The sequence below is a fragment of the Ancylobacter sp. Lp-2 genome (assembly GCF_020523795.1).
Lineage (GTDB): Bacteria > Pseudomonadota > Alphaproteobacteria > Rhizobiales > Xanthobacteraceae > Ancylobacter.
In genome coordinates this window covers 208,722-232,189 of the sequence record NZ_JAJALI010000003.1, presented here as the reverse complement: position 1 = coordinate 232,189, position 23,468 = coordinate 208,722, and the positions used below count along the sequence as shown (strand labels likewise).

Genomic DNA, 23,468 nt, shown 5'->3' with positions numbered 1-23,468 from the left:
CTCACTTTTTCCGGCTGATCTCGGCGACCGGCAGGTTGCAGCAGGCGCTGTAGCGCACGCCCTCGATGTCGGCGCGATGGGCGAGCACCAGATCGGGCGAGACCATCGGGATGATGATGTTGTCGGCCATCATCTCCAAAGCGAGCTCGTGGAAGGCCTTCTCCTGATCGGCGCCGGCCGAGGCGAGCGCCTTCGCGAGCAGGGGCGCCTCCTTCGGATTGATGATGGCCGGATTGTTGGCCGCGCCGGCGCGCTTCGACCAGGAGGTCCCCGGCATCATCGCGAAATAGTCGGCATACTGGCCGGTGCCGTAATAATCCGGCGCGTAGTAGACGGCGGTGAGCGGGATGCCCTCGCCGTTCACCTGGGTGCGCCAGACCGGATAGGTCGAGGGCTTCAGGCTGACCTTGACGCCGATGCGCGCGAGGTCCTGCTGCACCTTCTGCATCATCAGGTTGATGTCGACGCCATAGATGTTGTCGTTCGGATAGACCGCCTCGATCTCGAAGCCGTCCGGCACGCCGGCCTTCTTCAGGAGCTCCTTCGCCTCGGCGAGGTTCTCCTTGCGCTCCGGCAGACCCTCGGTGCCCGAGAAGCCGTTGGGGATGGCGGTCGACTGCTTCTTGCCCTTGCCGCCGACCGTGAAGTCGATCATTCCCTCATAGTCGATGGCCAGCGCGATCGCCTTGCGCACGTCCGGGGTGAGCGGAACCGTGTTCGACTTCGCCCCGGCGCCGAGCGCGATGTAGAGGAAGTTGTAGGAGGGGATGATCTCGGTCTTCACCTGCGGCGAGGCAAGCGAGCCGGCGGTATCCATGTCGATCTGCATGGCGATGTCGGCGGCGCCGGATTCCAGCATCTGCGCCTGCGCCACCGAATCCTTGGTCTGGCGGAACACCACTTCCGAGAAGGCCGGCTTCTTGCCCCAATAGGCTTCGTTCCGGGTCAGGCGCAGTTCGTCATCCGGCCGGTAGGCGCTGAGGGCGAAGGGGCCGGAGCCGGCGGAGTGGGTCAGGAACCAGGCTTCCGCCTTGTCGGTCTTGTCGGCGTCGGCATCCGCCGTGGCGCCCTGGGCGATGGCGACGTCGCTGTTGATGACGCCGGTGAAGCCGGCCGAGAGCTTGTTGAGAAACTCGGAGTTGGAGGCGTCGAGCGTGATGACGACGGTCCTCGGGTCGGTGACCTCGATGGATTTGACGCCGTCCATGAAGAAGGACGGGTTGCCCTTCATGTTCTTCAGTCGCTCGAACGACCACTTCACGTCCTTGCCCTCCACCGGAGAGCCGTCGGCGAACACCGCCGCCGGGTCGATATGGAAGGTGAAGACGGTCTGGTTGTCGTTGACCTCCCAGCTCTTGGCGAGGCGGGGCACGATGGTCTTGTTGTCCGGCGCCAGGGTGGTGAGGGGATCGTAGATCGAGGTCAGCACGATCTGGCAGGTGTCGCAGAAGGCGCGGGCCGGATCGAGGGCGTTGACGTCCATCGAGCGGGCGATGACCAGCGTGTCCTTCTCCTGCGCGCTCGCGGCGGAGGAGAAGGACACGGCGAGCGACGCGGCGAGCGTCAGTGCCAGCGCCGTGCTTCCCATCAGGCGCAGCGGCCGCGCCAGAACGTCATATGCCATTGGGTTCCCCTTCGATCATGCCTGGGTCGATATCTGGGTCGCGGACGCAGGTTGCGGATGGACGTCGCGGCCTCGGCACCCGGCGCCGCGACGAACTCGATAATTCCGGCGGTTCGTCCGCCGAGGGAGGGCGGTCGCCCTCTGCCGCTGCCGGGCCGCCGCGCGGGAAATTCCGCGCCGCAGGCTCGGCGTGCTCAGGGCTGCGCTCGCTGTTGTCGAAGATAAATAATGATAATTTTGTCGATTATCAACGCGACTTTGACTGAAAGGGCGGCGGCGGGCCTGCTTGCCGATAATTTGAGCGGTATGGCTGGGGTCTAGGCAGGATTCTGCTGCTTCCGCGGCTGTTTTCGTCGACCTTTCTCGCTGTTTCGGGATGGGGAAGGGGCGGATTGCGGGATGATCTGCCGCCACTTGGTCGCGGAAAGGGTGCGGAGAAAATGAGAGAAAAGTCGATAAATTCCTGGAGGCGCCTCGACGGGGTGGGCGGAGGGCGCGCTCAATCCGTGCGCGGCTGCAGCTCTTCGGGCAGGAAGCAGCGCAGATAGACCAGCGTGGCGCGGATCGCCTCGTCGACATAGTCGTCGGTGATCCGCCGGTGGTGGCTGTAGGAATAGGCCCAGATGCCGTCGAGGATCGCCAGCGAGACGGCGATCCGCCGGGGCAGATCCGGCATCGGCGCCATGACGAAATGGCGGTGCAGATAATCCGCCCGCATGGCGGCTAGCCGGTCGTTGCCGGCCACGTCGGTGTTGCGCACCTCGGCGCTGACCCCGGCCCCCATGAACAGGCGCAGCGCCGCCGGATTGTCGTTGAGGAATCGGGCGGTGTTGCGCACGCGGAAGGCGAAGACCTCCTGCCAGCGCTGCGGCGCGCTGCCGGCCGGGAAGGTGGCCAGCTCGTGGATCTGCCGGTGGTAGCGCTGTGCCAGGGCCACCAGCGCGGCGTTGCGGTTCGGGAAGAAGTGGTAGAGCGAGGCCAGCGGCACGCCGGAGCGGGCGGCGATGTTGGCGAGGCTGACCTCTTCGTCCGGGCGCTCGCCGATCAATGCCGCGGTGGCGTCGAGCAGGTGCTCGAAGCGCTCGATGCCGCGCTTGCGGACCGGCGGGCGGTGCAGCGTTCCGCTGCTGTCTGGGCTGCCGGTATCTTGGTTGCCGGTATCTTGGTTGCCGCTATCTTGGCTATCTGCCATGCCGCCTCGTGCGCCGAAGCGTCGATGAACTCGATTAGGGTCGTGGGTGCCGGTGAGGATTTGCCAGTTGATGGGTATCGTCAACCGTGCAAATCGATATTTCTCTCATTACGGCTCCCGGGTCGGCCGCGATCAACCGGCCTGCGGCGGGCGCGGAGCAATCCATTCCGGCAGATAGAGGCGCATATAGGCGAGGACGGCGCGGGTGCTTTCCTCGATCGAGGCAGGGGTGATGCAGCGGTGCTGGCTGTAGGAGAGCGCCCAGATGCCGTCGCACAGCGCCAGCGAGGTCGCGACCCTGTCGGTCCAGTCCGGCACCGGCGGCATGACGAAATAGCGGTCGAGCAGCTCGATGCGGGCCTCGCTCATGGCGAGGGTGCCGGCCATGTCGCGCTTGCGCACCTCGGCGCTGATGCTGGCGCCGAGGAACAATTTCATCAGTGCCGGGTGCTCATTGTAATAGGCGGCGCCGGCCCGCACCCGCCGGGTGATCAGCTCCTGCCATGTCGCCGGGCGCGGCGTCAGCTCGACGCGGACGGTCTCGCCCATCTCCGCCAGGCAGGATTCCGCCAGCGCCACCAGCGCCGCTTCCTTGTTCGGGAAGAAGTGGTAGATCGAGGCGGTCGGCACCCCCGCGCGCTCGGCGATCTGGTAGAGGCCGACCTCGCTGACGTCGTGTTCGGCGAGCAGGGCGTCGGTGGCCTCGATCAGCACTTTCAGCCGCAGCTGGCCGCGCCGGCGCCGTGCCGGCGCCCGCTCGGTGGCGGCGATTTCGCTGTCGTCGTCGCTCTCGCGGCTGGCTTCAGTCCCGCCGGTATCGCTGCTCATCGTGCCCCTGCCGCGCGTTTTCCCCGGAGGAGGCTAGACGGACGGCGGTAGGGCCGCAAATCGCCTGTTGGCCGCTTGTGCAGTTTCCGATTGATAGTCGATATTTTTATCATTATTGTCGTTGTCGAACTCGCCAGACATGCAGGCAGGGCGTTCCGGGGCACCGTCCGGCCGCGCAGGATGCATCGGCGGCGCCTCCTTCCGGAACCGGGATTTCCTTCATGAGCTGGACCAATTCGCGCAATGCCGAACTCAAGGAACGGGCGGCCAAGGTGATCCCCGGCGGCATGTACGGGCACGAATCGACCGCCCTGCTGCCGGCTGACTTCCCGCAGTTCTTCCGCCGCGCCGAGGGCACGCGGCTGTGGGACGCGGATGATAATGAATATATCGACTATATGTGCGCCTACGGTCCCAATCTGCTCGGCTATCGCCAGCCGGAGGTCGACGCGGCGGTGCGGGCGCAGATGCAGCTCGGCGATACGCTGACCGGCCCGTCCGAGATCATGGTGACGCTGGCCGAGGACATGGTCGGCATGCTCAGCCACGCCGACTGGGCGATGTTCTGCAAGAACGGCACCGACGCCACCTCGATGGCGACGGTGATCGCCCGCTCCCATACCGGCAAGCGCAAGATCCTGGTCGGCAAGGGCGTCTATCACGGCGCCGCGCCGTGGTGCACGCCGGGGCCGGCGGGCATCCTCTCCGAGGATCGCGGCCATATCGTCTATTACCGCGACCAGGATCCGCAGAGCCTCGCCGAGGCGGTGAAGGCGCATGAAGGCGACATCGCCGCGATCTTCGCCACTCCGTTCCGCCACGAGACCTTCCGCGACCAGTCCGAGCCGGACGCCACCTTCGCCCGCGAGGCGCGCCGCCTCGCCGACGCCGAGGGCGCGGTGCTGGTGCTCGACGAGGTGCGCGCGGCGTTCCGCCTGTCGCGCGACGGCGCCTGGGCGGCGCTGGGGGTGAAGCCGGACCTGACCTCGATCGGCAAGGTGATCGGCAACGGCCAGCCGATCTCGGCGCTGGTCGGGCTGGAGCACATGCGCAAGGCGGCCACCAGCGTGTTCGTCACCGGCTCCTACTGGTTCTCGGCGGTGCCGATGGCGGCGGCGATCGCCACGCTGAAGATCGTGCGCGAGAGCGACTATCTGGAGCGCACCGAGCGCATGGGCCGGCTGCTGCGCGAGGGGCTGGACGCGCAGGCGGCCGCCTATGGCTTCGCGCTGCGCCAGAGCGGGCCGGTGCAGATGCCGCAGATCCTGTTCGCCGACGACCCGGAGATGCGGCTCGGCTATTTCTGGACGGCGGCGGCGGTGCGGCGCGGCGTGTACCTGCACCCCTACCACAACATGTTCATCAATGCCGCGCTGACCGAGAAGGACGTGGCGCTGACGCTGGAGGCGACCGACGGCGCCTTCGCGGCGCTGAAGGCGCAGGACCGCGCCAGCCTGCCGCTGGAGCGCCCGGTGGTGCGCGACCGGCTGGAGCGCGCGGCGCTGCTGTCGGCGTGAGATGCGGCGGCGGCCCGGCCGCCGACACATCGGGTGGCGGCCGGCTGGCCGGTCTCCGCCCGCCTGCCGGCCGCCGGCGCACTAGGCGCGGCGCCGGAACGCACTAGAGTGGCCCCGTCGCATCTCGAGGCGGGGTCACTTCCATGCAGGCCGTCGACACGGCAGACATTCTCTTCCTGGTCGACAATACGACCGACAGCCTCTCGTCGAACCCCCGCTTCGTCGAGACCGAGTTCGCCGGCCATCGCCGTCGCGGCATGCCCTGGCTCTCCGGGAAATGCCTGTGCTGCGCGGCGCACGGGCTGTCCTGCCTGATCACCGTCCGGACGGGTGCGGCACGTCATGCGCTGCTGTTCGATACCGGGCCCGAGGAATGGGTGTTCGAACGCAATGTGAGCCGGCTCGGAGTCGATCTCGGTGCCGTCGGCGCGGTGGTGCTGTCGCACGGCCACTGGGACCATGGCGGGGCGCTGCCGCGCGCGCTCCAGATGATCGCGATGGGCAATGGCGGCAAGCCGGTGCCGACCTATCTTCACCCCGACATGTTCGCCCTTCGCGCGTCGCGTTCCGCCGATGGGACGTTCCGGCCGATGGAGCCGGTGCCGAGCGTGGACATCCTCTCCGGCAACGGCGCCAAGGCCATCGTCACCCGCGACGAACAGGCGCTGTTCGGCGGGAGCTTCCATGTGAGCGGCGAGATTCCGCGGGTGAGCGGCTTCGAGCGCGGGCTTCCCGGCCAGTATCGCCAGACCGCGACGGGGGCGTGGGAGCCGGACGAAGTGATGCCGGACGAACGCTTCGTCGCGGTCAACGTGGCCGGCAAGGGGCTGGTCGTCTTCACCGCCTGCTCGCATGCCGGGCTGATCAACGTGCTGACCCACGCCCGCGCCCGCTTTCCCGACATTCCGCTCTATGGCGTGTTCGGCGGTTTCCACCTCTCCGGAAGCACCGAGGCGATCATCCCGGAAACGGTCGAGGCGCTGGCGCGGTTCGACCTGCAACTGATCGTGCCCGGCCATTGCACCGGCTGGCGCGCGGTGAGTGCTCTCGCCGCGGCCCATGGAGAGAAAGTGGTGCCCTCGGCCGTGGGCAAGCGGTTCGTGCTCTGAGCGGCCCGCCCCGGCGCGCCCGGCCTCAGCCGAGGTCGGGCTGCCAGGGCTGCATGTGCAGCACGTTGCCGCCGAGCCGGGAGAAGGCGCGCTGGCGGCAGGAGAACACGATGATCTGCTGCTCCAGCGCCTGCCGGTGCAGGGCGTCGAACATGCGCTCGATGCGGTCGTCGTCGGAATAGACCAGCGCGTCGTCGAGGATCACCGGCGCCGGCCGGCCGTCGCGGGCGAGCAGCCGGGCGAAGGCGAGGCGGGTGAGCACCGACAGCTGCTCGCGCATGCCGCCGGAGAGCCGGTCGACCTCCTCGTCCTGGCCATTGCGGCGCACCGCCTGCGGCAGCAGCGTCTTCTCGTCGAAGGTGATGGCGATGTCGTCGAAGAGGAGGCCGAGCAGCGGCCTCAGCTCGGCGAGCACCGGCTGGAGATAGAGGTCGCGCGCCGCCGAGCGCGAGGCCTGGAGCGCGGTGCGCAACCGATCGAGCACCGCCACCTCGGTCTCGAAGGCCTTCACGCGGGCATTGGCGGCGTCGAGGGCGTCGCGGGTCTCGCTCCACGCCTCTTCCACCGCGTCGTCGGCGCGGGTGCGGATCTGGCCGTTGAGGTCGGCAAGGGTAATGTGGAGCCGGCTTTCTTCCTGGCTGGCGGCGTCCTCGACCGAGCGTGCACGGCGCAGAACGGCTTCGGCGGAGGCGAGATCGGGAGCGGCGTCACGCAGGTCGCCCGCCCGTGCGGATGCCGTCGCGAAGGCGTCGCGGCGTTCGGCATGGGCGGCGGCGAGGGCCTGCTTCCGCGCCGGGCGCTCGGCTCCCGGGCCGAGCAGGGCGTCGAGGCGGGACAACTCGCCGGCCAGCGTCTTCAGCGCCGCTTCCGTCTCGGCATGCGCCTCGATGGCGCGGGCCTGAAGCGGTTGCGCCTCGCGGGCGGCATTGCGGGCGGCGGCGACCTGCTCGCCGGCACGGGCGAGCGCCGTCCGCGCCTGCTCCGGGTCGGCCGTCAGCTCCAGCGCTTCCGGCGGCACCACGGCGCGGCGGGCGACCTCCTCGCGCAGACGCGGCAAGCCCTCCGGCGCGAAATGGCGCAGATCGAGCCGCAGCCGCTCGCGCTCGGCGGCCTTCTCCTGCGCTTCCACCTGCCGGCGGCGGGCGGCGGCGAGGTCGGCGACGCCGAGCGACCCGAGCCGCTCGGCGCGGCTGCGCTCGGCGGCCTTGCGGGCATTGTCGGCGCCGGCCGGGCGGTTGGAGCGGATGGTCAGCGCGCCGATGCCGGGGAGAGCGACATGGGCGACATCGCGAATGGCGCGGTCCTCGTCCGGCGGCAGCGGCGCGCCGTCGAGCAGGAGCGCGGCAGCACCCGGTTCATAGGCGAGGCGCAGCGAGGGCAGGCTCGCCTCCTCGGCGGCGCGCAGCCGGGCGATCTCGATCTCGAGCCGCTGCAGCTGCTCGACGGCGTCGGCGGGGACGGCCAGCAGCGCATGCGCCGCCTCGGCCTGCTCACTCGCCGCGCGGGCGGCTTCCGCCTGGCGCAGACGCAGGCGCAGCGCCTCCAGTTCCTGCGTGGCCTGCCGGGCCTTCAGGGCGGCATCAAGGCGGGCGAGCAGCTCCCGCGCTTCCTGCTCCCGCGCTTCGCTGGCATGCACCTCGGCCATTGCGGCGTCGATGGCGGCGGCGGCGGCGCGGCGGCGGGCGATGGCCTCCACCCGGCGGGCCTCGACCGCGGCGAGTTCGGCGGCGAGCGCGCCGGCGCGCTCCAGTGCCTCGTGGAACGCGGCCAGCTCGCGCGCGGCGGTGTCGCGGCGGTTGCCGGCGAGGGCGGCTTCGGCTTCCGCTGCCTTCAGCTTCTCGGCATGCGCCTTGGCGGTCTCGAAGGCGAGGGTGGCCTGGTCGACCGCGGCGCGGCGGGCGGCCTTCTCTTCGGCATGGCCGAGCTCGGCGAGGCGCCGGAGCGTGGCGGCGCGCCGGTCGAGCGCGTCGCGCAGGGTGGCGACGTCGGCGGCGAGGCGCTGCTCCTCGGCGGCGAGGCGGGCGCGCTCCTCCAGCAGGGCGTGATAGGGGCCGCCGGCGCGGGGCCGCAGCGTGGCGGTGACCAGCCGGGCCAGTTCTTCCTCGCAGGCGGCGAGAATCTCCGACATGCGCCGGCCGCCGGTGATCGCCTCGACCTCGCCCTGCACCGAGGTGAGCAGGCTCTCGCGGACCTGCCGCTCGTCCTCGTCCTCCTTGCGCTTGTCGAGGCCGGTATTGCCCTGCCGCACCCAGAGCAGCCCGGCCGGGCCGGCGGTGCCGCCGCGGATGAGCCCGGCGATGAAGCGCTCGGCCTCGTCGGCCTGCGCGACGAGACGCCCGGTGGCGAGGTCGACGACGCTGGCGCGCCGGCCGCCGATGAACTGCTTGGTGAGGCGGAAGCGGCCCTCCGGCACCACGATGTCGGCCTCCACCAGCGGGTTGCCACCGCTATAGGGCTGGAGGCGCTTCACATCCTTGGGCAGGCCGGTATGCGGCTGGAAGAACAGCGCGTGCAGCGCCTCGAAGCTGGTCGACTTGCCGAACTCGTTGGCGGCGCACAGCACGTTGACGCCGTCGCCGATGCCCTCGATGGCGACGCCCTGGCGGGCGAAGCGCTTGACGTTGTGAAGCCGCAGCGCCGCGATCTTCATGCGCCGGCCTGCTGGCTGAGCGCGAACAGGCGGGCGAGCGCGGCGCGGGCAATGGCGCGCTCGGTGGCGGGACGGGTCTCGTCGAGGCTCTCGGCGGAAAGCGCCTCGGCGGCCTCGCGCAGCGCCCCGGCACGGTCGATGAGGTCGAGGTCACCGGCTTCGACATCGGTGGCGAGCCCGCTGTCGTCGAGTTCCAGCAGGGCGAATTCCGGCGCGGCATGGTCGATGGCGGCGGCGAGCGCGGTGCGCCCGGCAAGGCTGGCGCGGCCGGAGGCGAGGACGCGCGCCAGCGTCTGCCGGCGCGCCGGGCCGGGCGGCAGCAGGCCGGGAAGTCCGGCGGCGGTGTCGTCGCCCGACAGCAGATGCAGCGGCAGCTCGCGCCAGGCGAAGTGCGCGGTCTCCACCGGCGTCACCTCCGGCGGCGCGGCGGGGGTGTCGAGGCTCACCAGCAGCGCCGAGCCGGGACGGTCATGCTTGAAGCGGTCGGGCTCCGGCGTGCCGCTGTAGCGGGTGCGGGCATCGACCTCCACCGCGCCGTGCCAGTCGCCCAGCGCGAGATAGGCGAGGCCGGCGCGCGCCGCCCGGTCCGGCGCCAGCACGTCGAGGCCGACGCCGTCCTCGGAGAAGTCGCGTATGGCGCCATGGGCGAGGCCGAGGCGCAGCGTGCCCTCCGGCGTCGGCGCGGCGTCCATCCACTCGGTGAGGTCGCGGCCGGGCCGGCGGGTGGTGCAGGGCGCCGGCAGCAGCACGACGCCGGGCATGAGCTCCAGCGGCGCCGGCTCGGTGGCGAGCACGACATTGGGCGGCGCCTCGGCGCGCAGAGCGCTCCACAGCTGGCTCGCCTGAAGCGAATCGTGGTTGCCGGGCAGGATCACCCAGGTGAGCGGGGCCTGATGGCCCATCTCCGCCAGCGCCTGTCGGCGGATGGCCGGCGAGGGGGTCTCGGTGTCGAAGGTGTCGCCGGCGAGCAGGATGGTGCCGGCGCCCTGCGCGCGGGCCCGGTCGGCGAGGCGGCCGAGCGCGGTGTGGCGGGCGTCGCGCAGGCGCTCGCGCAGGCCTTCGTCGGCGATGCTGCCGAAGCGCTTGCCGAGATGCAGGTCGCTGGAATGCAGGAAACGGAACGTCATGCGGCGCTCGATTTAGGGCGGCCGGGCCGTGCCGCGAGGGCGCAGGCCGCCACGCCGCCTATCGGCTGCGGTGCGGTCCGGGGGCGAATCGAGCGGCTGTGCATGGCGTCAACATGCCCGCCGATGGGCGCCGGCGCCAGTGGCGGCGCCGGCAGGCGGGCAGCAAAGCGGGCAGCGCGCGGGGAGGCGCCGGCCTCACCAGGAGGTCAGCACCGAGCCCTTGAACTGCTTGTCGATGAAGGCCTTCACCTCCGGCGAGCGATAGGATTCCACCAGCGTCTTCACCCACGGCTTGTCCTTGTCCACGCTGCGCACGGCGATGACGTTGACATAGGGACCGGAGGCGTCCTCGCGCAGGATCGGGTCCTTCACCGGGTCGAGGCCGGCGGAGACGGCGTAGTTGGTGTTGATGCCGGCGGCGTCGACATCGGCGAGCGCGCGCGGCGTCTGCGCGGCCTCCAGCTCGATGATGCGCAGCTTCTTCGGGTTTTCGACGATGTCGAGGATGGTCGGCTTGAAACCGACGCCGTCGCGCAGCTTGATGATGCCCTTTTCCTGCAGCAGCAGCAGGGTGCGCCCGCCATTGGTCGGGTCGTTCTGGATGGCGACGGTGCCGCCGTCCGGCACCTCGGCCCAGCTCTTCCACTTCGACGAGTAGATGCCCATCGGGAAGTTCACCGTGGTGGCCACCGATTCGATGGCGTAGCCGCGATCGGCCTTCTGGGCGTCGAGATAGGGCTGGTGCTGGAAGGAGTTGGCCTCGATCTCCCCGGCGTCGAGCGCCTGGTTCGGGATCACGTAGTCGGAGAACTCGACGATCTTGATATCGAGCCCCTTGGCGGCGGCGACCGGCTTGGCGGCTTCCAGGATCTGCGCGTGCGGGCCGGGGGTGGCGGCGACGCGGATGGTCTCGGCAAGGGCGGCAGTGGTTCCGGCAGCGCCGGCGAGGAGCACGGCGAGCGCCGCGAGGGCGGTGCGGGTAAGCATGGTCATTCTCCGGATTCGGACGTCAGGTCAGTGGCGGCGCAGCCGACGGTTCACCTTCTTCGCCAGCGTCTCGCCGAGCGACTGCACCGACTGCACCAGCACGATGAGCACGACGACGACGATCAGCATCACCTCCGGCATGAAGCGCTGGTAGCCGTAGCGTATGCCGAGGTCGCCGAGGCCGCCGCCGCCGACCGCGCCGACCATGGCGGAGTTGGACAGCAGGCTGACCACCGAGAGGGTGACGCCGAGCACCAGGCCGGGCAGCGCCTCCGGGATCAGCACCTTGCGCACGATCTGCAAAGGCGTCGCGCCCATGGCCAGCGAGGCCTCGACGAGGCCCTGGTCGACCTCGCGTACCGCCGCCTCGACGATGCGGGCGATGAAGGGCGCGGCGGCGATGGAGAGCGGCACGATGGCGGCGGTGGTGCCGATCGAGGTGCCGGCGACCAACCGGGTGAAGGGGATGATGGCGACGACGAGGATGATGAACGGCGTCGAGCGAGTCGCGTTGACGACCAGGCCGAGCACGCGGTTGACGGTGACCGCCTCGAACAGCTCGCCCTTGCCGCTGGTCGCCAGGAAGATGCCGAGCGGCAGGCCGGCCAGCGTGCCGATGAGCGCCGCGATGGCGACCATGTAGAGGGTCTCGAGCGTCGAGCCGACGATCAGGTTCACGATGGCCGGCGAGATGAGGTCAGAGAACATGGCCGATCACCTCCGTGCGGGCGCCGGCGGCCTCCAGCGCCGCGCCGACGGCGCCGCTCGCCCAGGCCGGCGTCGGCACGCCGACATAGAGCAGCGCGAAGGGCAGGGAGCCGATGCTGTCGATCTGGCCGCCGAGCAGGGCGATGTCGATGCCGAGCTCGCGGGCGAGGCGGGTGACGAGCGGCTGGCTCGCCGCCGCGCCGGTGAGGGTGAGGCGCAGCACGCTCTGGGTCGCGCCGGCCGGGTCGTCGCGCAGGCGTCCGGCGAGGGCGGCGGGGATCTCGCGGCCGGGCAGGCTGCCGATGAAGGAGCGGGCGGTGGCGGTGCGCGGATGCGCGAACACCTCGGCGACCGGGCCTTCCTCGATGATGCGCCCGGCCTCGATGACGCCGACGCGGTGGCAGATCTCCTTGATCACCGCCATTTCGTGGGTGATCAGCACGATGGTGACGCCGAGCTCGGCATTCACCCGCGCCAGCAAGGCAAGGATGGAGCGGGTGGTCTCGGGATCGAGGGCGCTGGTCGCCTCGTCGGACAGCAGCACCTTGGGATCGGTGGCGAGCGCGCGGGCGATGCCGACGCGCTGCTTCTGCCCGCCGGACAGTTCGACCGGGTAGCGGTCCCGCTTGTCGGCGAGGCCGACGAGGTCGAGCAGCCGCTCCACCCGCTCGCGGATCGCCGCGCGGGACAGGCCGGACAGCTCCAGCGGCAGCGCCACATTGTCGAAGGCGGAGCGCGAGGACAGCAGGTTGAAGTGCTGGAAGATCATGCCGATCTTCCGCCGCTCGGCGCGCAAGGCCGCGTCGTCGAGCCGGTTGACGACGACGCCGTCGACGATCACCTCGCCGCCGGTGGGACGCTCCAGCCCGTTGATGGTGCGGATCAGCGTCGACTTGCCGGCGCCGGACCGGCCGATCACGCCGTAGATCTCGCCGCGCGGGATCTCGAGCGAGATGTCCTCCAGCGCCGTCACCGCCGCATCGGCGCCACGGGCAGGGAAGGTCTTCGAGACGTTGCGCAGCACGATGGACGCGCCGCCGGCCACCCCATCGCGGCCCTGCCCGTTGCCGGGAGCCTTTCCGGGGGCGCCCGCCGCGCGAAAAGCCTCGCCGGCCGCCATGGGGGCGGTGGCGGCGAGGTCGCGGAACAGAATAGGCGGGAAGGACGGGGCGGCGGCGTTCTGGAGCATCATCTCGGTCGTGCGGGGCCGGCTCAGGCAGCGCGGGAGAGCGCCGGCGCCGAGCGGGCGAGCCGCCGGCGCTCGCGGTCAAGCTTCACCCGTACCACATTGGGGGTGAGGCCGTCGCGGCGCAGGATCAGGCCGACGAGCGGATCGGCGAGGATCTCGTCGAGGGTGGGTTCGGAAAGATTCAGCGGCGCCTCGGTGGCGCCCGACAGGGTCACGGAGCTCATGATGGATATCCCAATGGTCGGATCACCGCGCGGCGGACGATCCTGCAGTCTCGGCAAGGGCGGAGAAGGGGGCCTCAGGCCCGTTTGGGACGTCGACAACACATGGTCATGGCTCAGCTCCTTAAGCTCGTTGCCCAACCACGAAGTCGCTCCGTGGCGCTTTAGCATTGGTGACGCGGTGCAATCTGCCGGGTGTCAAATCCCGCGATCCGACAGCTTCGCCATCGGATGGCGGCTTATGTAGCACGCTGGCCCAAGAAGTCAATCAAACTAATAGATTACTGGGATCCGCCCTTGGTGTGGGGTGCCTGCATAGCGTCTGGGCAGCGCGCATAACAATTATGCATATCTTGTATTCCATAAATTCAATAGACTATTGCCGCCCGTGCCGCCTAGCTGAGGTGACCGGCGCCACGGGCGCCTCCCGTGATCCAGGAGTGACTGTCATGACCGCCCTTTCCCGCCGCTGGCTCGGCCTTGGCCTCGGCGCGACGCTCGCCGCCTTCGCCATCCTGCCCGCCCATGCCGCCGACAAGGTGAAGCTCGGGGTGATCGGCGGCGACGAGGAGGAGATCGCCGAGGTCGCCAAGAAAGTGGCGGCGAAGGACGGGCTCGACATCGAGGTCGTCACCTTCTCCGACTACACCCTGCCCAACGAGGCGCTGTCGCGCGGCGACCTCGACGCCAACGCTTTCCAGCACAAGCCCTATCTCGACGCGCAGATCGCCTCGCGCGGCTACAAGATCGTGCCGGCCGGCTTCACCATCGTCGAGCCGATCGGCTTCTATTCGGTGAAGATCAAGGACTTCAAGGACCTGCGCGAGGGCGCCGAGATCGGCATTCCCAACGACCCGTCCAATGGCGGGCGGGCGCTGAACCTGCTGGCCACCAACGGCCTGATCACCCTGGCGCCGGGCAAGGGCCTGCAGCCGACCGTGCTCGACGTCACCGGCAACCCGAAGAAGGTGAAGCTGCGCGAGCTCGACGCGGCGCTGCTGCCCAAGCAGATCGCCGACCTCGACGGCGCGGTGATCAACACCAATTACGCGCTCGGCGCCAAGCTCGACCCGCGCAAGGACGCGCTGATCCAGGAAAGCCGCACCGACAACCCCTATGGCAACTTCATCGCCGTGCGCGCCGGCGACGAGAGCAAGCCGGCGGTGGCGAAGCTGGTGAAGGCCTACCAGTCGCAGGAGGTGAAGGACTTCCTGCTCACCCGCTTCAAGGGCGCCATCCTGCCGGCGTGGTGAGCCGCAGGCGGGTCGCCGAGGAGCGCGCCCGATCCGGGTCTCCCGGGCTGGGTTGGGCGCGTCTCCTGCCTGTCGTTTCCGTCTCAGCGGGGATCGGTGGGACGCCGGTCCTGCCGTTCGATCATCCAGCCGGGATATTCCGCCGGCAGGGCGCTGACCTCGTCGAGCGCCGCGATCTCTTCCGGCGTCAGCCTGAGCTCGGTGGCGGCGATGTTGTCGTCGAGCTGCTCCACCGAGCGGGCGCCGACGATGATCGACATCACGAAGCGCTTGGCCAGCACATAGGCGAGCGCCACCCGCGCCACCGAGACGCCGTGCGCCTCGGCGATGACGCGCATGGTATCGATGCAGTCGAAGGCGCGGTCGCGGTTCACCGGCGGGAAATCGAAGGACACCCGCCGCGAACCCTGCGGGCCGTTGCCGGCACGGTCGTATTTGCCGGACAAGAGGCCGCCGGCCAGCGGGCTCCACACCATCAGCCCGAGCCGCTCGGCCTCCAGCAGCGGCGCGATCTCGCGCTCGAGGTCGCGGCCGGCGATGGTGTAATAGGCCTGCAGCGTCACCGGCCGCACCCAGCCATGCCGGTCGGCGATGCCGAGCGCCTTCATGATCGTCCAGGCCGACCAGTTCGACAGCCCGACATAGCGGACATGGCCGTGGCGCACGAGGTCCTCCAGCGCCCGCATGGTCTCCTCGATCGGGGTGACGGGGTCGAGGCCGTGGATCTGGTAGAGGTCGATATAGTCGGTGCCGAGCCGCTTCAGGCTGGCCTTGACGCCGTCCATGATGTGGCCGCGCGAGGCGCCGCGGTCGTTCACCGCCGGCCCCATCTGCCCGAGCACCTTGGTGGCGAGCACGACATCGCTGCGCGGGCGGCCGGAATTGCGCATCGCCCGGCCGGTGATCTCCTCCGACAGGCCCTCGGAATAGACGTCGGCGGTGTCGATGAAGTTCACCCCCGACTCGAGGGCGCGGGCGACAATGCCGTCGGCCAGTTGCTGGTCAAGATCGCCGATGGCGGTCCAGATGCCGCCCTTGCCGCCGAAGGTCATGGTGCCGAGACAGATCTCGGAGACCAGCAGGCCCGATGGGCCGAGCGTGTGGTAGCGCATGGAATGTACCTTTCGAGAGGGCAGGCCCCGGAGCGGAGCGGGGCCGCGCGAGGCCGCGCGGGGCCGACGGATGCCGGGCGGGGTCGCGCCGTAAAATCATAGGCCGTCGGCGGCACCGCCGCTTTCACGCCTGCATGATCGCGGGCGGCCATGACAGCCAGGCTACGGCGATCGCCGAGCGATCCGAAGGGCTTAGCCGCATGCTGCGCAAACGGAGAGGCGAAGGGGCGGAACACGACGGTGCAAACGGGTCACAGCTTACGTAACGTCCTGAAACTAAACAAGATTTAATTACACTTTCAGCCTTGCCACGGGGCACAATGGCGCTGACGACGGAGCGCCAGCGGAGTGAAATGATGGAGACTGCAACCAGGCCGCCTCGCAGAGGACGCCTTGCCGTCCCCTTGCTGATCGTGGCGGCGGTGCTTGGCGGAGGGGCCTATGCCTGGCGCGAAAGCCGGGTGAAGCCAGCCGAGCCGGCCCAGACGGCGACCGCGCCGAGGGTGCCGATGGTGCATGTCCATGTCGCGGCGGTGGAGCGGCGCGACGTGCCGGTGGTGCTGAACGGGCTCGGCACCGTGCAGGCCTCGCAGACGGTGAATATCCATGCGCGGGTCGACGGCACGCTGCAATCGGTGAATTTCACCGAGGGACAGAACGTGAAGGCCGGCGACGTGCTGGCCAAGCTCGACCCACGGCTGGCGCAGGCGAGCCTCGACCAGGCGCGTGCCGCCAAGGCCAAGGACGAAGCCCAGCTGAAGGGCGCCGAAGCGGATCTCACGCGCTATTCGCAGCTGGTGCAGAAGGACTATGCCAGCCGGCAATCGGTGGACCAGCAGCAGGCGACCGTCGATGGGCTGAAGGCCTCCATCGTCGCCGACGAGGCCGCGATCGAGACCGCGCAGACCAATCTGGACTACACGATCGTGACCGCCCCGGTCGACGGGCGGATGGGCATGCGCCAGCTCGACGCCGGCAATATCGTGCATTCCAGCGACAGCACGGCGATCGCCGTGCTGACGACGCTGAAGCCGATCTCGGTCATCTTCTCCCTGCCGGAAAAGGATCTCGACGCGGTCCAGCAGGCCGCCGCGCGCGGGCCGGTGACGGCGGTGGCGGCGCGCGACGACGGCACCGTGCTCGGCACCGGGACGCTGGCGGTGGTCGACAACCAGATCGACGCCGCCACCGCGACGCTGAAGCTCAAGGCGGTGTTCCCCAACGAGGACGAGCGGCTGTGGCCCGGCGCCTTCGTGCATGTGAACCTCGCCGTGGACACGGTGAAGGACGCGCTGACCATGCCGGTGGCGGCGGTGCAGCGTGGCCCCGACGGGCTGTTCGCCTGGGTGCTCGGCGACGGCGACACCGCCACGGTGAAGCCGATCGAGACCGGGCGGGTCGCCGGCGGCGTCACCGTGGTGACCAGCGGCCTCGCCGATGGCGACCGCATCATCGTCGACGGCCAATACCGGCTGCGCCCGAACGCCAAGGTCGCCATCGTCGAGAGCAAGGACAAGCCTGCCGCCCATCTCGCCGAGAGCGAGAGCGGCAAGGTCACCCAGTGAGGACGGCAGCGTGAACCTCTCGGCCCCCTTCATCGAACGCCCGATCGCCACCTCGCTGATGATGGCGGCGCTCGCCGTGCTCGGTGTGGTCGCCTATCCGCTGCTGCCGGTGGCGCCGCTGCCGCAGGTCGACTTCCCGACCGTGCAGGTCTCGGCCAGCCTGCCCGGCGCCAGCCCGGACACCATGGCCTCGGCGGTCGCCGCACCGCTGGAGCGGCGCTTCGGCCAGATCGCCGGCCTCGACCAGATGACCTCGACCTCGACGCTGGGCTCGACCTCGATCACGCTGCAGTTCGACCTCACCCGCAACATCGACGCGGCGGCGCAGGACGTGCAGGCCGCGATCACCGCGGCGCAGCGGCAATTGCCGGACGACCTGTCCTCGCCGCCGAGCTACCGCAAGGTCAATCCGGCCGATAGCCCGATCATGATCCTCGCCGCCCGCTCGGACACCATGCCGATGACGGCGGTGGACGACTTCGCCGACAATGTGCTGGCCCAGCGCCTGTCGCAGGTGCAGGGCGTGGCGCAGGTGGTCATCGGCGGCGAGCAGAAGCCGGCGGTGCGGGTGCAGCTCGATCCCGCCCGGCTCGCCGCCAGCGGCCTGACCTTCGAGGATGTGCGCACCACCCTGTCCAATTCCACCGCGCTGGCGGCGAAGGGCACGATCAACAATGCGGTGCGCAGCTTCACCATCGCCGCCAACGACCAGCTGGTGAAGCCGGCCGACTATGACGACGTCATCCTCGCCTATCGCAACGGCGCGCCGATCCGCGTGCGCGACGTCGGCCAGGCGGTGGAGGGGCCGGAGAACGTCAATGTCGCGGCCTGGAGCACCGACAAGCGCGCGGTGGTGCTGCTGATCTTCAAGCAGCCGGGCGCCAACGTCATCGAGACCGTCGACGCCATCAAGGCGACGCTGCCCAAGCTCGACGGCATCATTCCCGCCGGCATCACCATCGACACCATCGTCGACCGCACCACCACCATCCGCGCCTCGGTGGAGGACGTGCAGTTCACCCTCGGGATCACCATCGCGCTGGTGGTGCTGGTGATCCTTCTGTTCCTGCGCAACATCCGGGCGACGCTGATCCCGGCGGTGGTGGTGCCGATCTCGCTCGCCGGCTCGGCGGCGGTGATGTACGTGCTGGATTTCAGCCTCGACAACCTATCGCTGATGGCGTTGACCATCGCGGTGGGCTTCGTGGTCGACGACGCCATCGTGGTGGTGGAGAACATCGTCCGCCACATGGAGGAGGGCGAGCCCGCCTTCCAGGCGGCGATGAAGGGCGCGCGGGAAATCGGCTTCACCGTGCTGTCGATCTCGATCTCGCTGGTGGCGGTGTTCATCCCGCTGCTCCTGATGGGCGGCATCGTCGGGCGGCTGTTCCGCGAATTCGCCCTCACCGTCACCGCCGCCATCGCGGTGTCCGCGCTGGTGTCGCTGACGCTGACCCCGATGCTGTGCTCGCGCTTCCTCAAGGCGCCCTCGCACGAGCACGGACGGCTCTATCGCTTCGTCGAGGCGGGCTTCGACGGCATTCTCGGCTTCTACGAGCGCACGCTGGCCATCGCCCTGCGCTTCCGCTTCCTGACGCTGATGGTGTTCTTCGCCACCATCGCGCTCACCGGCTGGCTGTTCGTCGTGGTGCCGAAGGGCTTCTTCCCGACGCAGGACATCGGCGTCATCACCGGCCTCTCCGAGGCGGCGCAGGATGTCTCGCCGCAGGAGATGAAGCGGTTGCAGACCGCGCTCGGCGCGGTGATCGCCAAGGATCCGGCGGTGGCGGCCTTCGGCTCCATGCTCGGCGCTGGCGGCGCCAATACCACCAATACCGGGCGGTTCTTCATCGCACTCAAGCCGCGCGAGGAGCGCGACGTCAATGCCCGGCAGGTGATCGACCGGCTGCGGCCGAAGCTGATGCAGGTCTCCGGCGCCAATGTCTTCCTGCAACCCTCGCAGGACATCAGCGTCGGCGGGCGCATCTCGCGCGCGCTGTACCAGTACACACTGACCGACGTCGATCTAGACGAGCTGAACAACTGGGCGCCGAAGCTGCTGGCCCGGCTGCGCCAGCTGCCCGAGCTGACCGACGTCACCAGCGACCAGCAGGGCAGCGCGCCGCAGCTGAAGATCAGCATCGACCGCGACCGCGCCGCCCGCTTCGGCATCCAGCCGGAGCTGATCGACGCGACGCTGAACGATGCCTTCGGCCAGCGCCAGGCGACGCAATACTTCACCCAGCTGGATTCCTACTCGGTGATCATCGAGGCGACGCCGGAGCAGCAGAAGCACATCGGCACGCTCGACCAGATCTATGTGAAGTCGCCGAGCTCCGGCGCGGCGATCCCGCTCTCCACCTTCGTGTCGATCGACTCCAATGCGGTGGGCTCGCTGTCGGTGTCGCACCAGGCGCAGTTCCCGGCGGTGACGCTGTCGTTCAACCTGAAGCAGGGCGTGTCGCTCGGCGAGGCGGTGGCGGCGATCAATGCCGCCTCGGTCGGGCTCGGCGCGCCGTCGACGATCACCGGTAGCTTCCAGGGCAGTGCGCAGGTGTTCCAGAGCGCGCTGGCCAGCGAGCCCGCCCTGATCGCGGCTGCCTTGTTCGCGGTCTATGTCATCCTCGGCGTGCTCTATGAGAGCTACATCCACCCGCTGACCATCCTGTCGACGTTGCCCTCGGCCGGCATCGGCGCACTGCTGGCGCTGTGGGCCGGCGGCTTCGACCTGTCGGTTATCGGCATCATCGGCATCATTCTGCTCATCGGCATCGTGAAGAAGAACGGCATCATGCTGGTCGACTTCGCCATAGCCGGCGAGCGGGAGCGAGGAATGACGGCGGAGGACGCGATTGCCGAGGCGTGCCGGCTGCGCTTCCGGCCGATCCTGATGACCACGATGGCGGCGCTGCTGGCCGGCGTGCCGCTGATGCTGGGGACGGGTACCGGCTCGGAACTGCGCCAGCCGCTCGGCTACGCCATGGTCGGCGGACTGGCGCTCAGCCAGGTGCTGACGCTCTACACGACGCCGGTGGTCTACATCTATCTGGCGAAGCTGCAGCGCCGCTTCGCCAGAGGGCCGCAGGCGACGCAGCAGGTGGCGGCGCACGCCAAGCCCGCCCCCGCCGAGTGAGCGGGAGCGGGCCGTGTCGGGTGCTTACGCGGCGCGCTTGAGTGCGTCGCCGAGCATCGAGGCGAGGTCGTCGATGTGCTGGGTCTCGGCGATCAGCGGCGGCGACAAAGCGATGATGTCGCCGGTGACGCGGATCAGCAGGCCCTTCTCGAAGCAGTCGGTGAAGACGTCATAGGCGCGGGCGCCCGGCGCGCCCTCTCGCGAGGCGAGTTCGATACCGGCGACAAGGCCGATGGTACGGATGTCGACGACGTTGGGCAGGCCGCGCAGGGAATGCAGCGCCTCTTCCCAGTGCGGAGCGAGCTCGGCCGCGCGGGTGAGCAGGCCCTCCTCGGCATAGACGTCCAGCGTTGCGATGCCGGCGGCGCAGGCCACCGGGTGGCCGGAATAGGTGTAGCCGTGGAACAGCTCGATGGCCGCCTCGGGTCCGGTCATCAGGCCGTCATGCACCTTGCGGCTGGCGAACACCGCGCCCATCGGGATGGTGCCGTTGGTGATGCCCTTGGCGGTGGTCACGAGGTCGGGCGTCACGCCGAAATAATCGGTGGCGAACGGCGCGCCGAGGCGACCGAAGCCGGTGATGACCTCGTCGAAGATCAACAGGATGCCATGGCGGGTGGCGATCTCGCGCAGGCGCTCCAGATAGCCCTTGGGCGGCAGCAGCACGCCGGTGGAGCCGGCCATCGGCTCGACGATCACCGCGGCGATGGTCTCGGCGCCGTGCAGGGCGACGAGGCGCTCAAGATCGTCGGCAAGCTCGGCGCCATGCGCCGGCAGGCCGCCCTTGGTGAAGGCGTTGCGCGCCGGATCATGGGTGTGACGCAGATGGTCCGCGCCGGGCAGCAGCGGGAAGACGCGGCGGTTATTGACGAGGCCGCCGACGGTGATGCCGCCGAAGCCGACGCCATGATAGCCGCGCTCGCGGCCGATGACCCGGGTGCGGGTGCCCTGGCCGATGGCGCGCTGATAAGCGATGGCGATCTTCAGCGCGGTGTCGACCGATTCCGAACCGGAATTGGTGAAGAACACCCGGTCGAGCCCGCCGGGGGCGATGGCAGCCAGCCGCTCGGCGAAGTCGAAGGCGATGGGGTGGCCCATCTGGAAGGTGGGCGCGAAGTCGAGGGTGGAGAGCTGGCGCTGGACCGCCTCGGTGATCTGCCGCCGCCCGTGGCCGGCATTGACGCACCACAGCCCGGCGGTGCCGTCGAGCACGCGACGCCCGTCGTCGCTGGTGTAGTACATGCCCTCGGCGGCCGCGAGCAGGCGCGGCGCGGCCTTGAACTGGCGGTTCGCCGTGAACGGCATCCAGAAGGCTTCGAGGGATGGGGTATTGGCGCGGATGTTCACGGAAGATCTCCTCTTGCGGAGGCCGACCTTGGCCACGATGGGCAGCGGGGAACAAGTCCTTTTCTGGCGTGAGGTAAGCCATTGATATATAGGCGGTCGTGTCGAAGGATTTGCGCTATTCGCAACGGGTGAAACACCGGCATGGTCGAGGACGATCTCGGAGGGCGGCTCCGCTATGTCCGCCAGCTGCACAAGCTGTCGCAGCGCGAGCTGGCCCGGCGGGCCGGGGTGACCAATTCGACCATCTCGCTGATCGAATCCAACACCAGCAACCCGTCGGTGGGGGCGCTGAAGCGCATCCTCGACGGCATTCCGATCAGCATGGCGGATTTCTTCGGGCTGACGCCGACGCTGCCGAAGAAGGCGTTCTACCGCGAGGACGAACTGACCGAGATCGGCAAGGGCGCGGTTTCCTATCGCCAGGTGGGCGAGAGCGCCTTCGGCCGGGCGTTGCAGATCCTGAAGGAGTGCTACCAGCCCGGCGCCGACACCGGCGTCATCCCGCTGGTGCATGACGGCGAGGAGGGCGGCATCATCCTCTCGGGTCGGCTGGAGGTGACGGTGGACGGCGAGCGCCGGGTGCTCGGACCGGGCGACGCCTATTATTTCGAGAGCCGGCGGCCGCACCGTTTCCGCTGCATCGGGCCGGTGCCGTGCGAGGTGGTGAGCGCCTGCACGCCGCCGACCTTCTGAGCGGCCGGCCTCACACCTCGCGCGGGGCCCGGCAGAGTGAGACCATGCCGATGCCCGCCGCCGCGCAGACGGCGCAGAGGGCGAAGATGCCGGGATAGTCGAACCAGGCCAGCGCCAGCCCGGCCAGCGGCCCGGTAATGGCGAGCGCCAGGTCGAGGAACACGGTGTAGATGCCGAGCGCGCCGCCACGGCTGGCAGCCGGCACACGCTTCATCAGCTCGACGCCGAGCGAGGGGAACACCATGCCGAAGCCGAGGCCGGCCAGCGCGCCGCCGATCAGCGCCGGCAGCGGCGCCGGAGCCAGCCAGATCAGCACCAGGCCGATCGTCTCCAGCCCGAGGGCGATGGCGGCGACGCGGAAGCCGCCGATGCGGTCGATCTGGCCGCCGAACACCACCCGCGAGCCGGCGAAGCACAGGCCGAACACCGAGACCAGCAGCGCGGCGCCATCCCAACCGGCGGCGATGAACATCAGCCCGCCAAAGCTTGCCACCGCGCCGAAGCCGATGGCGCCGAGCGTCAGCGCCGCGCCGAAGGGCAGCACCAGCGCCAGCGTGCGGCCGGCCTTCTCGCGCACCCCGGCGATCACCGGGGTCTCGGCGTGCAGCAACGCCACCGCGAGGCCGAGCAGCGCCGCCAGCGTCGAGACCAGTCCGACCGCCCACAGGCCTCCCGCCGCATAGGCCACCCCGCCGAGCGGCGCCCCGGCGGCGATGGCGCCATAGGCGGCGACCCCGCCCCAGGACATCACTTGCGCGGTATGGGCGGTGCCGACGCGGGCGATGTTCCAGGTGATGGTGCCGGTGCCGGAGCAGCTCTCGCCGAAGCCGAGCAGCAGCCGGCTGGCCACAATGGCCGCATAGGCGAGCAGCGGCGTCGCCGTCAGGAACGGCACGCCGGTAAGCAGCAGGCCGGCCAGCAGTGCCGAGACGAGGCCGTAGAGCACGGTGCGGCGGGCGCCGATGGCGTCCGACATCCGCCCGGCGAGCGAGCGCGTCACCACGGTGGAGAGGAACTGGCTGCTGACCGACAGGCCGGCCAGCACGGGCCCGTAGCCGAGCTGGTGCATGACATAGGCCGGCAGGATCGCCAGCGGCACGCCGACGCCGAGATAGGTGCAGAAATTGACGAAGGAGATCGGCAGGATGCGCAGCAACGCCGGCATCTGTCGGCCCGTCGGGGAAGGCGGCACGGCGAGGTCCTTGGTCGGCAT

Annotated in this window: 18 protein-coding genes; 6 read left to right on the top strand and 12 right to left on the bottom strand. The window is 69.6% G+C overall.

What is annotated here, in order from left to right; genetic code table 11:
- Position 1 precedes the first annotated feature (1 nt).
- The 3 genes from LGR54_RS09350 to LGR54_RS09340 all read right to left on the bottom strand — a co-directional run bounded on the left by LGR54_RS09350 (position 2) and on the right by LGR54_RS09340 (position 3,644).
- On the bottom strand, positions 2-1,588 hold the full coding sequence (locus tag LGR54_RS09350; RefSeq protein WP_230362077.1) for an ABC transporter substrate-binding protein: 1,587 nt from the start codon (positions 1,586-1,588) through the stop codon (positions 2-4).
- Between the two features lie 535 nt (positions 1,589-2,123).
- Positions 2,124-2,816, bottom strand: coding sequence for a TetR/AcrR family transcriptional regulator (locus tag LGR54_RS09345; protein WP_230361699.1), 693 nt, complete (start codon positions 2,814-2,816; stop codon positions 2,124-2,126).
- Positions 2,817-2,948: 132 nt separating this feature from the next.
- Complete coding sequence (locus tag LGR54_RS09340; RefSeq protein ID WP_230361698.1) at positions 2,949-3,644, bottom strand: TetR/AcrR family transcriptional regulator; 696 nt, start codon at positions 3,642-3,644, stop codon at positions 2,949-2,951.
- 221 nt (positions 3,645-3,865) lie between these two features.
- On the opposite strand from LGR54_RS09340, the gene LGR54_RS09335 reads away from it, so the two are divergent.
- Both LGR54_RS09335 and LGR54_RS09330 read left to right on the top strand, forming a co-directional pair.
- The gene (locus tag LGR54_RS09335; protein WP_230361697.1) at positions 3,866-5,161 is read left to right on the top strand and encodes an aminotransferase class III-fold pyridoxal phosphate-dependent enzyme; all 1,296 of its coding nucleotides are present in this window, start codon (positions 3,866-3,868) and stop codon (positions 5,159-5,161) included.
- A gap of 143 nt (positions 5,162-5,304) precedes the next feature.
- Entirely contained in the window at positions 5,305-6,270 is a 966-nt protein-coding gene (locus tag LGR54_RS09330) for an MBL fold metallo-hydrolase (RefSeq protein ID WP_230361696.1), read from the top strand.
- 25 nt (positions 6,271-6,295) lie between these two features.
- Here the strand turns inward: LGR54_RS09330 and LGR54_RS09325 are convergent, their stop codons facing one another.
- The 6 genes from LGR54_RS09325 to LGR54_RS09300 form a co-directional block, all read right to left on the bottom strand.
- The gene (locus LGR54_RS09325) at positions 6,296-8,920 is read right to left on the bottom strand and encodes a DNA-binding protein (RefSeq protein WP_230361695.1); all 2,625 of its coding nucleotides are present in this window, start codon (positions 8,918-8,920) and stop codon (positions 6,296-6,298) included.
- Entirely contained in the window at positions 8,917-10,047 is a 1,131-nt protein-coding gene (locus LGR54_RS09320; RefSeq protein ID WP_230361694.1) for a DNA repair exonuclease, read from the bottom strand. The genes LGR54_RS09325 and LGR54_RS09320 overlap by 4 nt, the downstream gene beginning before the upstream one ends.
- A 195-nt stretch (positions 10,048-10,242) precedes the next feature.
- A complete protein-coding gene (locus tag LGR54_RS09315) occupies positions 10,243-11,034 on the bottom strand; it encodes a MetQ/NlpA family ABC transporter substrate-binding protein (protein WP_230361693.1) in 792 nt (263 codons plus the stop codon).
- A gap of 27 nt (positions 11,035-11,061) precedes the next feature.
- Positions 11,062-11,727 (bottom strand): methionine ABC transporter permease, encoded by a 666-nt coding sequence (locus LGR54_RS09310; RefSeq protein WP_230362076.1) that lies wholly within the window; start codon positions 11,725-11,727, stop codon positions 11,062-11,064.
- Between the two features lie 4 nt (positions 11,728-11,731).
- A complete protein-coding gene (locus LGR54_RS09305) occupies positions 11,732-12,934 on the bottom strand; it encodes a methionine ABC transporter ATP-binding protein (protein WP_230361692.1) in 1,203 nt (400 codons plus the stop codon).
- Between the two features lie 20 nt (positions 12,935-12,954).
- Entirely contained in the window at positions 12,955-13,155 is a 201-nt protein-coding gene (locus LGR54_RS09300) for a hypothetical protein (protein WP_230361691.1), read from the bottom strand.
- Between the two features lie 446 nt (positions 13,156-13,601).
- Between LGR54_RS09300 and LGR54_RS09295 the strand changes: the two genes are divergently transcribed.
- Complete coding sequence (locus LGR54_RS09295; RefSeq protein ID WP_230361690.1) at positions 13,602-14,405, top strand: MetQ/NlpA family ABC transporter substrate-binding protein; 804 nt, start codon at positions 13,602-13,604, stop codon at positions 14,403-14,405.
- 83 nt (positions 14,406-14,488) lie between these two features.
- On the opposite strand, the gene LGR54_RS09290 is transcribed toward LGR54_RS09295, so the two are convergent.
- Positions 14,489-15,517, bottom strand: coding sequence for an aldo/keto reductase (locus tag LGR54_RS09290; protein WP_230361689.1), 1,029 nt, complete (start codon positions 15,515-15,517; stop codon positions 14,489-14,491).
- Between the two features lie 356 nt (positions 15,518-15,873).
- On the opposite strand from LGR54_RS09290, the gene LGR54_RS09285 reads away from it, so the two are divergent.
- Together LGR54_RS09285 and LGR54_RS09280 are read left to right on the top strand one after the other, a co-directional pair.
- Complete coding sequence (locus LGR54_RS09285; protein ID WP_230361688.1) at positions 15,874-17,082, top strand: efflux RND transporter periplasmic adaptor subunit; 1,209 nt, start codon at positions 15,874-15,876, stop codon at positions 17,080-17,082.
- A gap of 10 nt (positions 17,083-17,092) precedes the next feature.
- Positions 17,093-20,215 (top strand): multidrug efflux RND transporter permease subunit, encoded by a 3,123-nt coding sequence (locus LGR54_RS09280; RefSeq protein WP_230361687.1) that lies wholly within the window; start codon positions 17,093-17,095, stop codon positions 20,213-20,215.
- 24 nt (positions 20,216-20,239) lie between these two features.
- Here the strand turns inward: LGR54_RS09280 and LGR54_RS09275 are convergent, their stop codons facing one another.
- Entirely contained in the window at positions 20,240-21,520 is a 1,281-nt protein-coding gene (locus tag LGR54_RS09275) for an aspartate aminotransferase family protein (protein ID WP_230362075.1), read from the bottom strand.
- Between the two features lie 183 nt (positions 21,521-21,703).
- Here LGR54_RS09275 and LGR54_RS09270 point away from each other — a divergent pair, with 183 nt between their 5' ends.
- Entirely contained in the window at positions 21,704-22,255 is a 552-nt protein-coding gene (locus LGR54_RS09270) for a cupin domain-containing protein (RefSeq protein WP_230361686.1), read from the top strand.
- A gap of 10 nt (positions 22,256-22,265) precedes the next feature.
- On the opposite strand, the gene LGR54_RS09265 is transcribed toward LGR54_RS09270, so the two are convergent.
- A complete protein-coding gene (locus tag LGR54_RS09265) occupies positions 22,266-23,468 on the bottom strand; it encodes an MFS transporter (RefSeq protein WP_230361685.1) in 1,203 nt (400 codons plus the stop codon).

Coding starts and splice junctions, on each gene's coding strand:
- LGR54_RS09270 (WP_230361686.1), top strand. CDS start 21,704: ATGGTCGAGGACGATCTCGGAGGGCGGCTCCGCTATGTCCGCCAGCTG.
- LGR54_RS09345 (WP_230361699.1), bottom strand. CDS start 2,816: ATGGCAGATAGCCAAGATAGCGGCAACCAAGATACCGGCAACCAAGAT.
- LGR54_RS09265 (WP_230361685.1), bottom strand. CDS start 23,468: ATGCCGACCAAGGACCTCGCCGTGCCGCCTTCCCCGACGGGCCGACAG.
- LGR54_RS09305 (WP_230361692.1), bottom strand. CDS start 12,934: ATGATGCTCCAGAACGCCGCCGCCCCGTCCTTCCCGCCTATTCTGTTC.
- LGR54_RS09300 (WP_230361691.1), bottom strand. CDS start 13,155: ATGAGCTCCGTGACCCTGTCGGGCGCCACCGAGGCGCCGCTGAATCTT.
- LGR54_RS09335 (WP_230361697.1), top strand. CDS start 3,866: ATGAGCTGGACCAATTCGCGCAATGCCGAACTCAAGGAACGGGCGGCC.
- LGR54_RS09350 (WP_230362077.1), bottom strand. CDS start 1,588: ATGGGAAGCACGGCGCTGGCACTGACGCTCGCCGCGTCGCTCGCCGTG.
- LGR54_RS09320 (WP_230361694.1), bottom strand. CDS start 10,047: ATGACGTTCCGTTTCCTGCATTCCAGCGACCTGCATCTCGGCAAGCGC.
- LGR54_RS09325 (WP_230361695.1), bottom strand. CDS start 8,920: ATGAAGATCGCGGCGCTGCGGCTTCACAACGTCAAGCGCTTCGCCCGC.
- LGR54_RS09340 (WP_230361698.1), bottom strand. CDS start 3,644: ATGAGCAGCGATACCGGCGGGACTGAAGCCAGCCGCGAGAGCGACGAC.
- LGR54_RS09275 (WP_230362075.1), bottom strand. CDS start 21,520: ATGCCGTTCACGGCGAACCGCCAGTTCAAGGCCGCGCCGCGCCTGCTC.
- LGR54_RS09290 (WP_230361689.1), bottom strand. CDS start 15,517: ATGCGCTACCACACGCTCGGCCCATCGGGCCTGCTGGTCTCCGAGATC.
- LGR54_RS09315 (WP_230361693.1), bottom strand. CDS start 11,034: ATGCTTACCCGCACCGCCCTCGCGGCGCTCGCCGTGCTCCTCGCCGGC.
- LGR54_RS09285 (WP_230361688.1), top strand. CDS start 15,874: ATGGAGACTGCAACCAGGCCGCCTCGCAGAGGACGCCTTGCCGTCCCC.
- LGR54_RS09295 (WP_230361690.1), top strand. CDS start 13,602: ATGACCGCCCTTTCCCGCCGCTGGCTCGGCCTTGGCCTCGGCGCGACG.
- LGR54_RS09330 (WP_230361696.1), top strand. CDS start 5,305: ATGCAGGCCGTCGACACGGCAGACATTCTCTTCCTGGTCGACAATACG.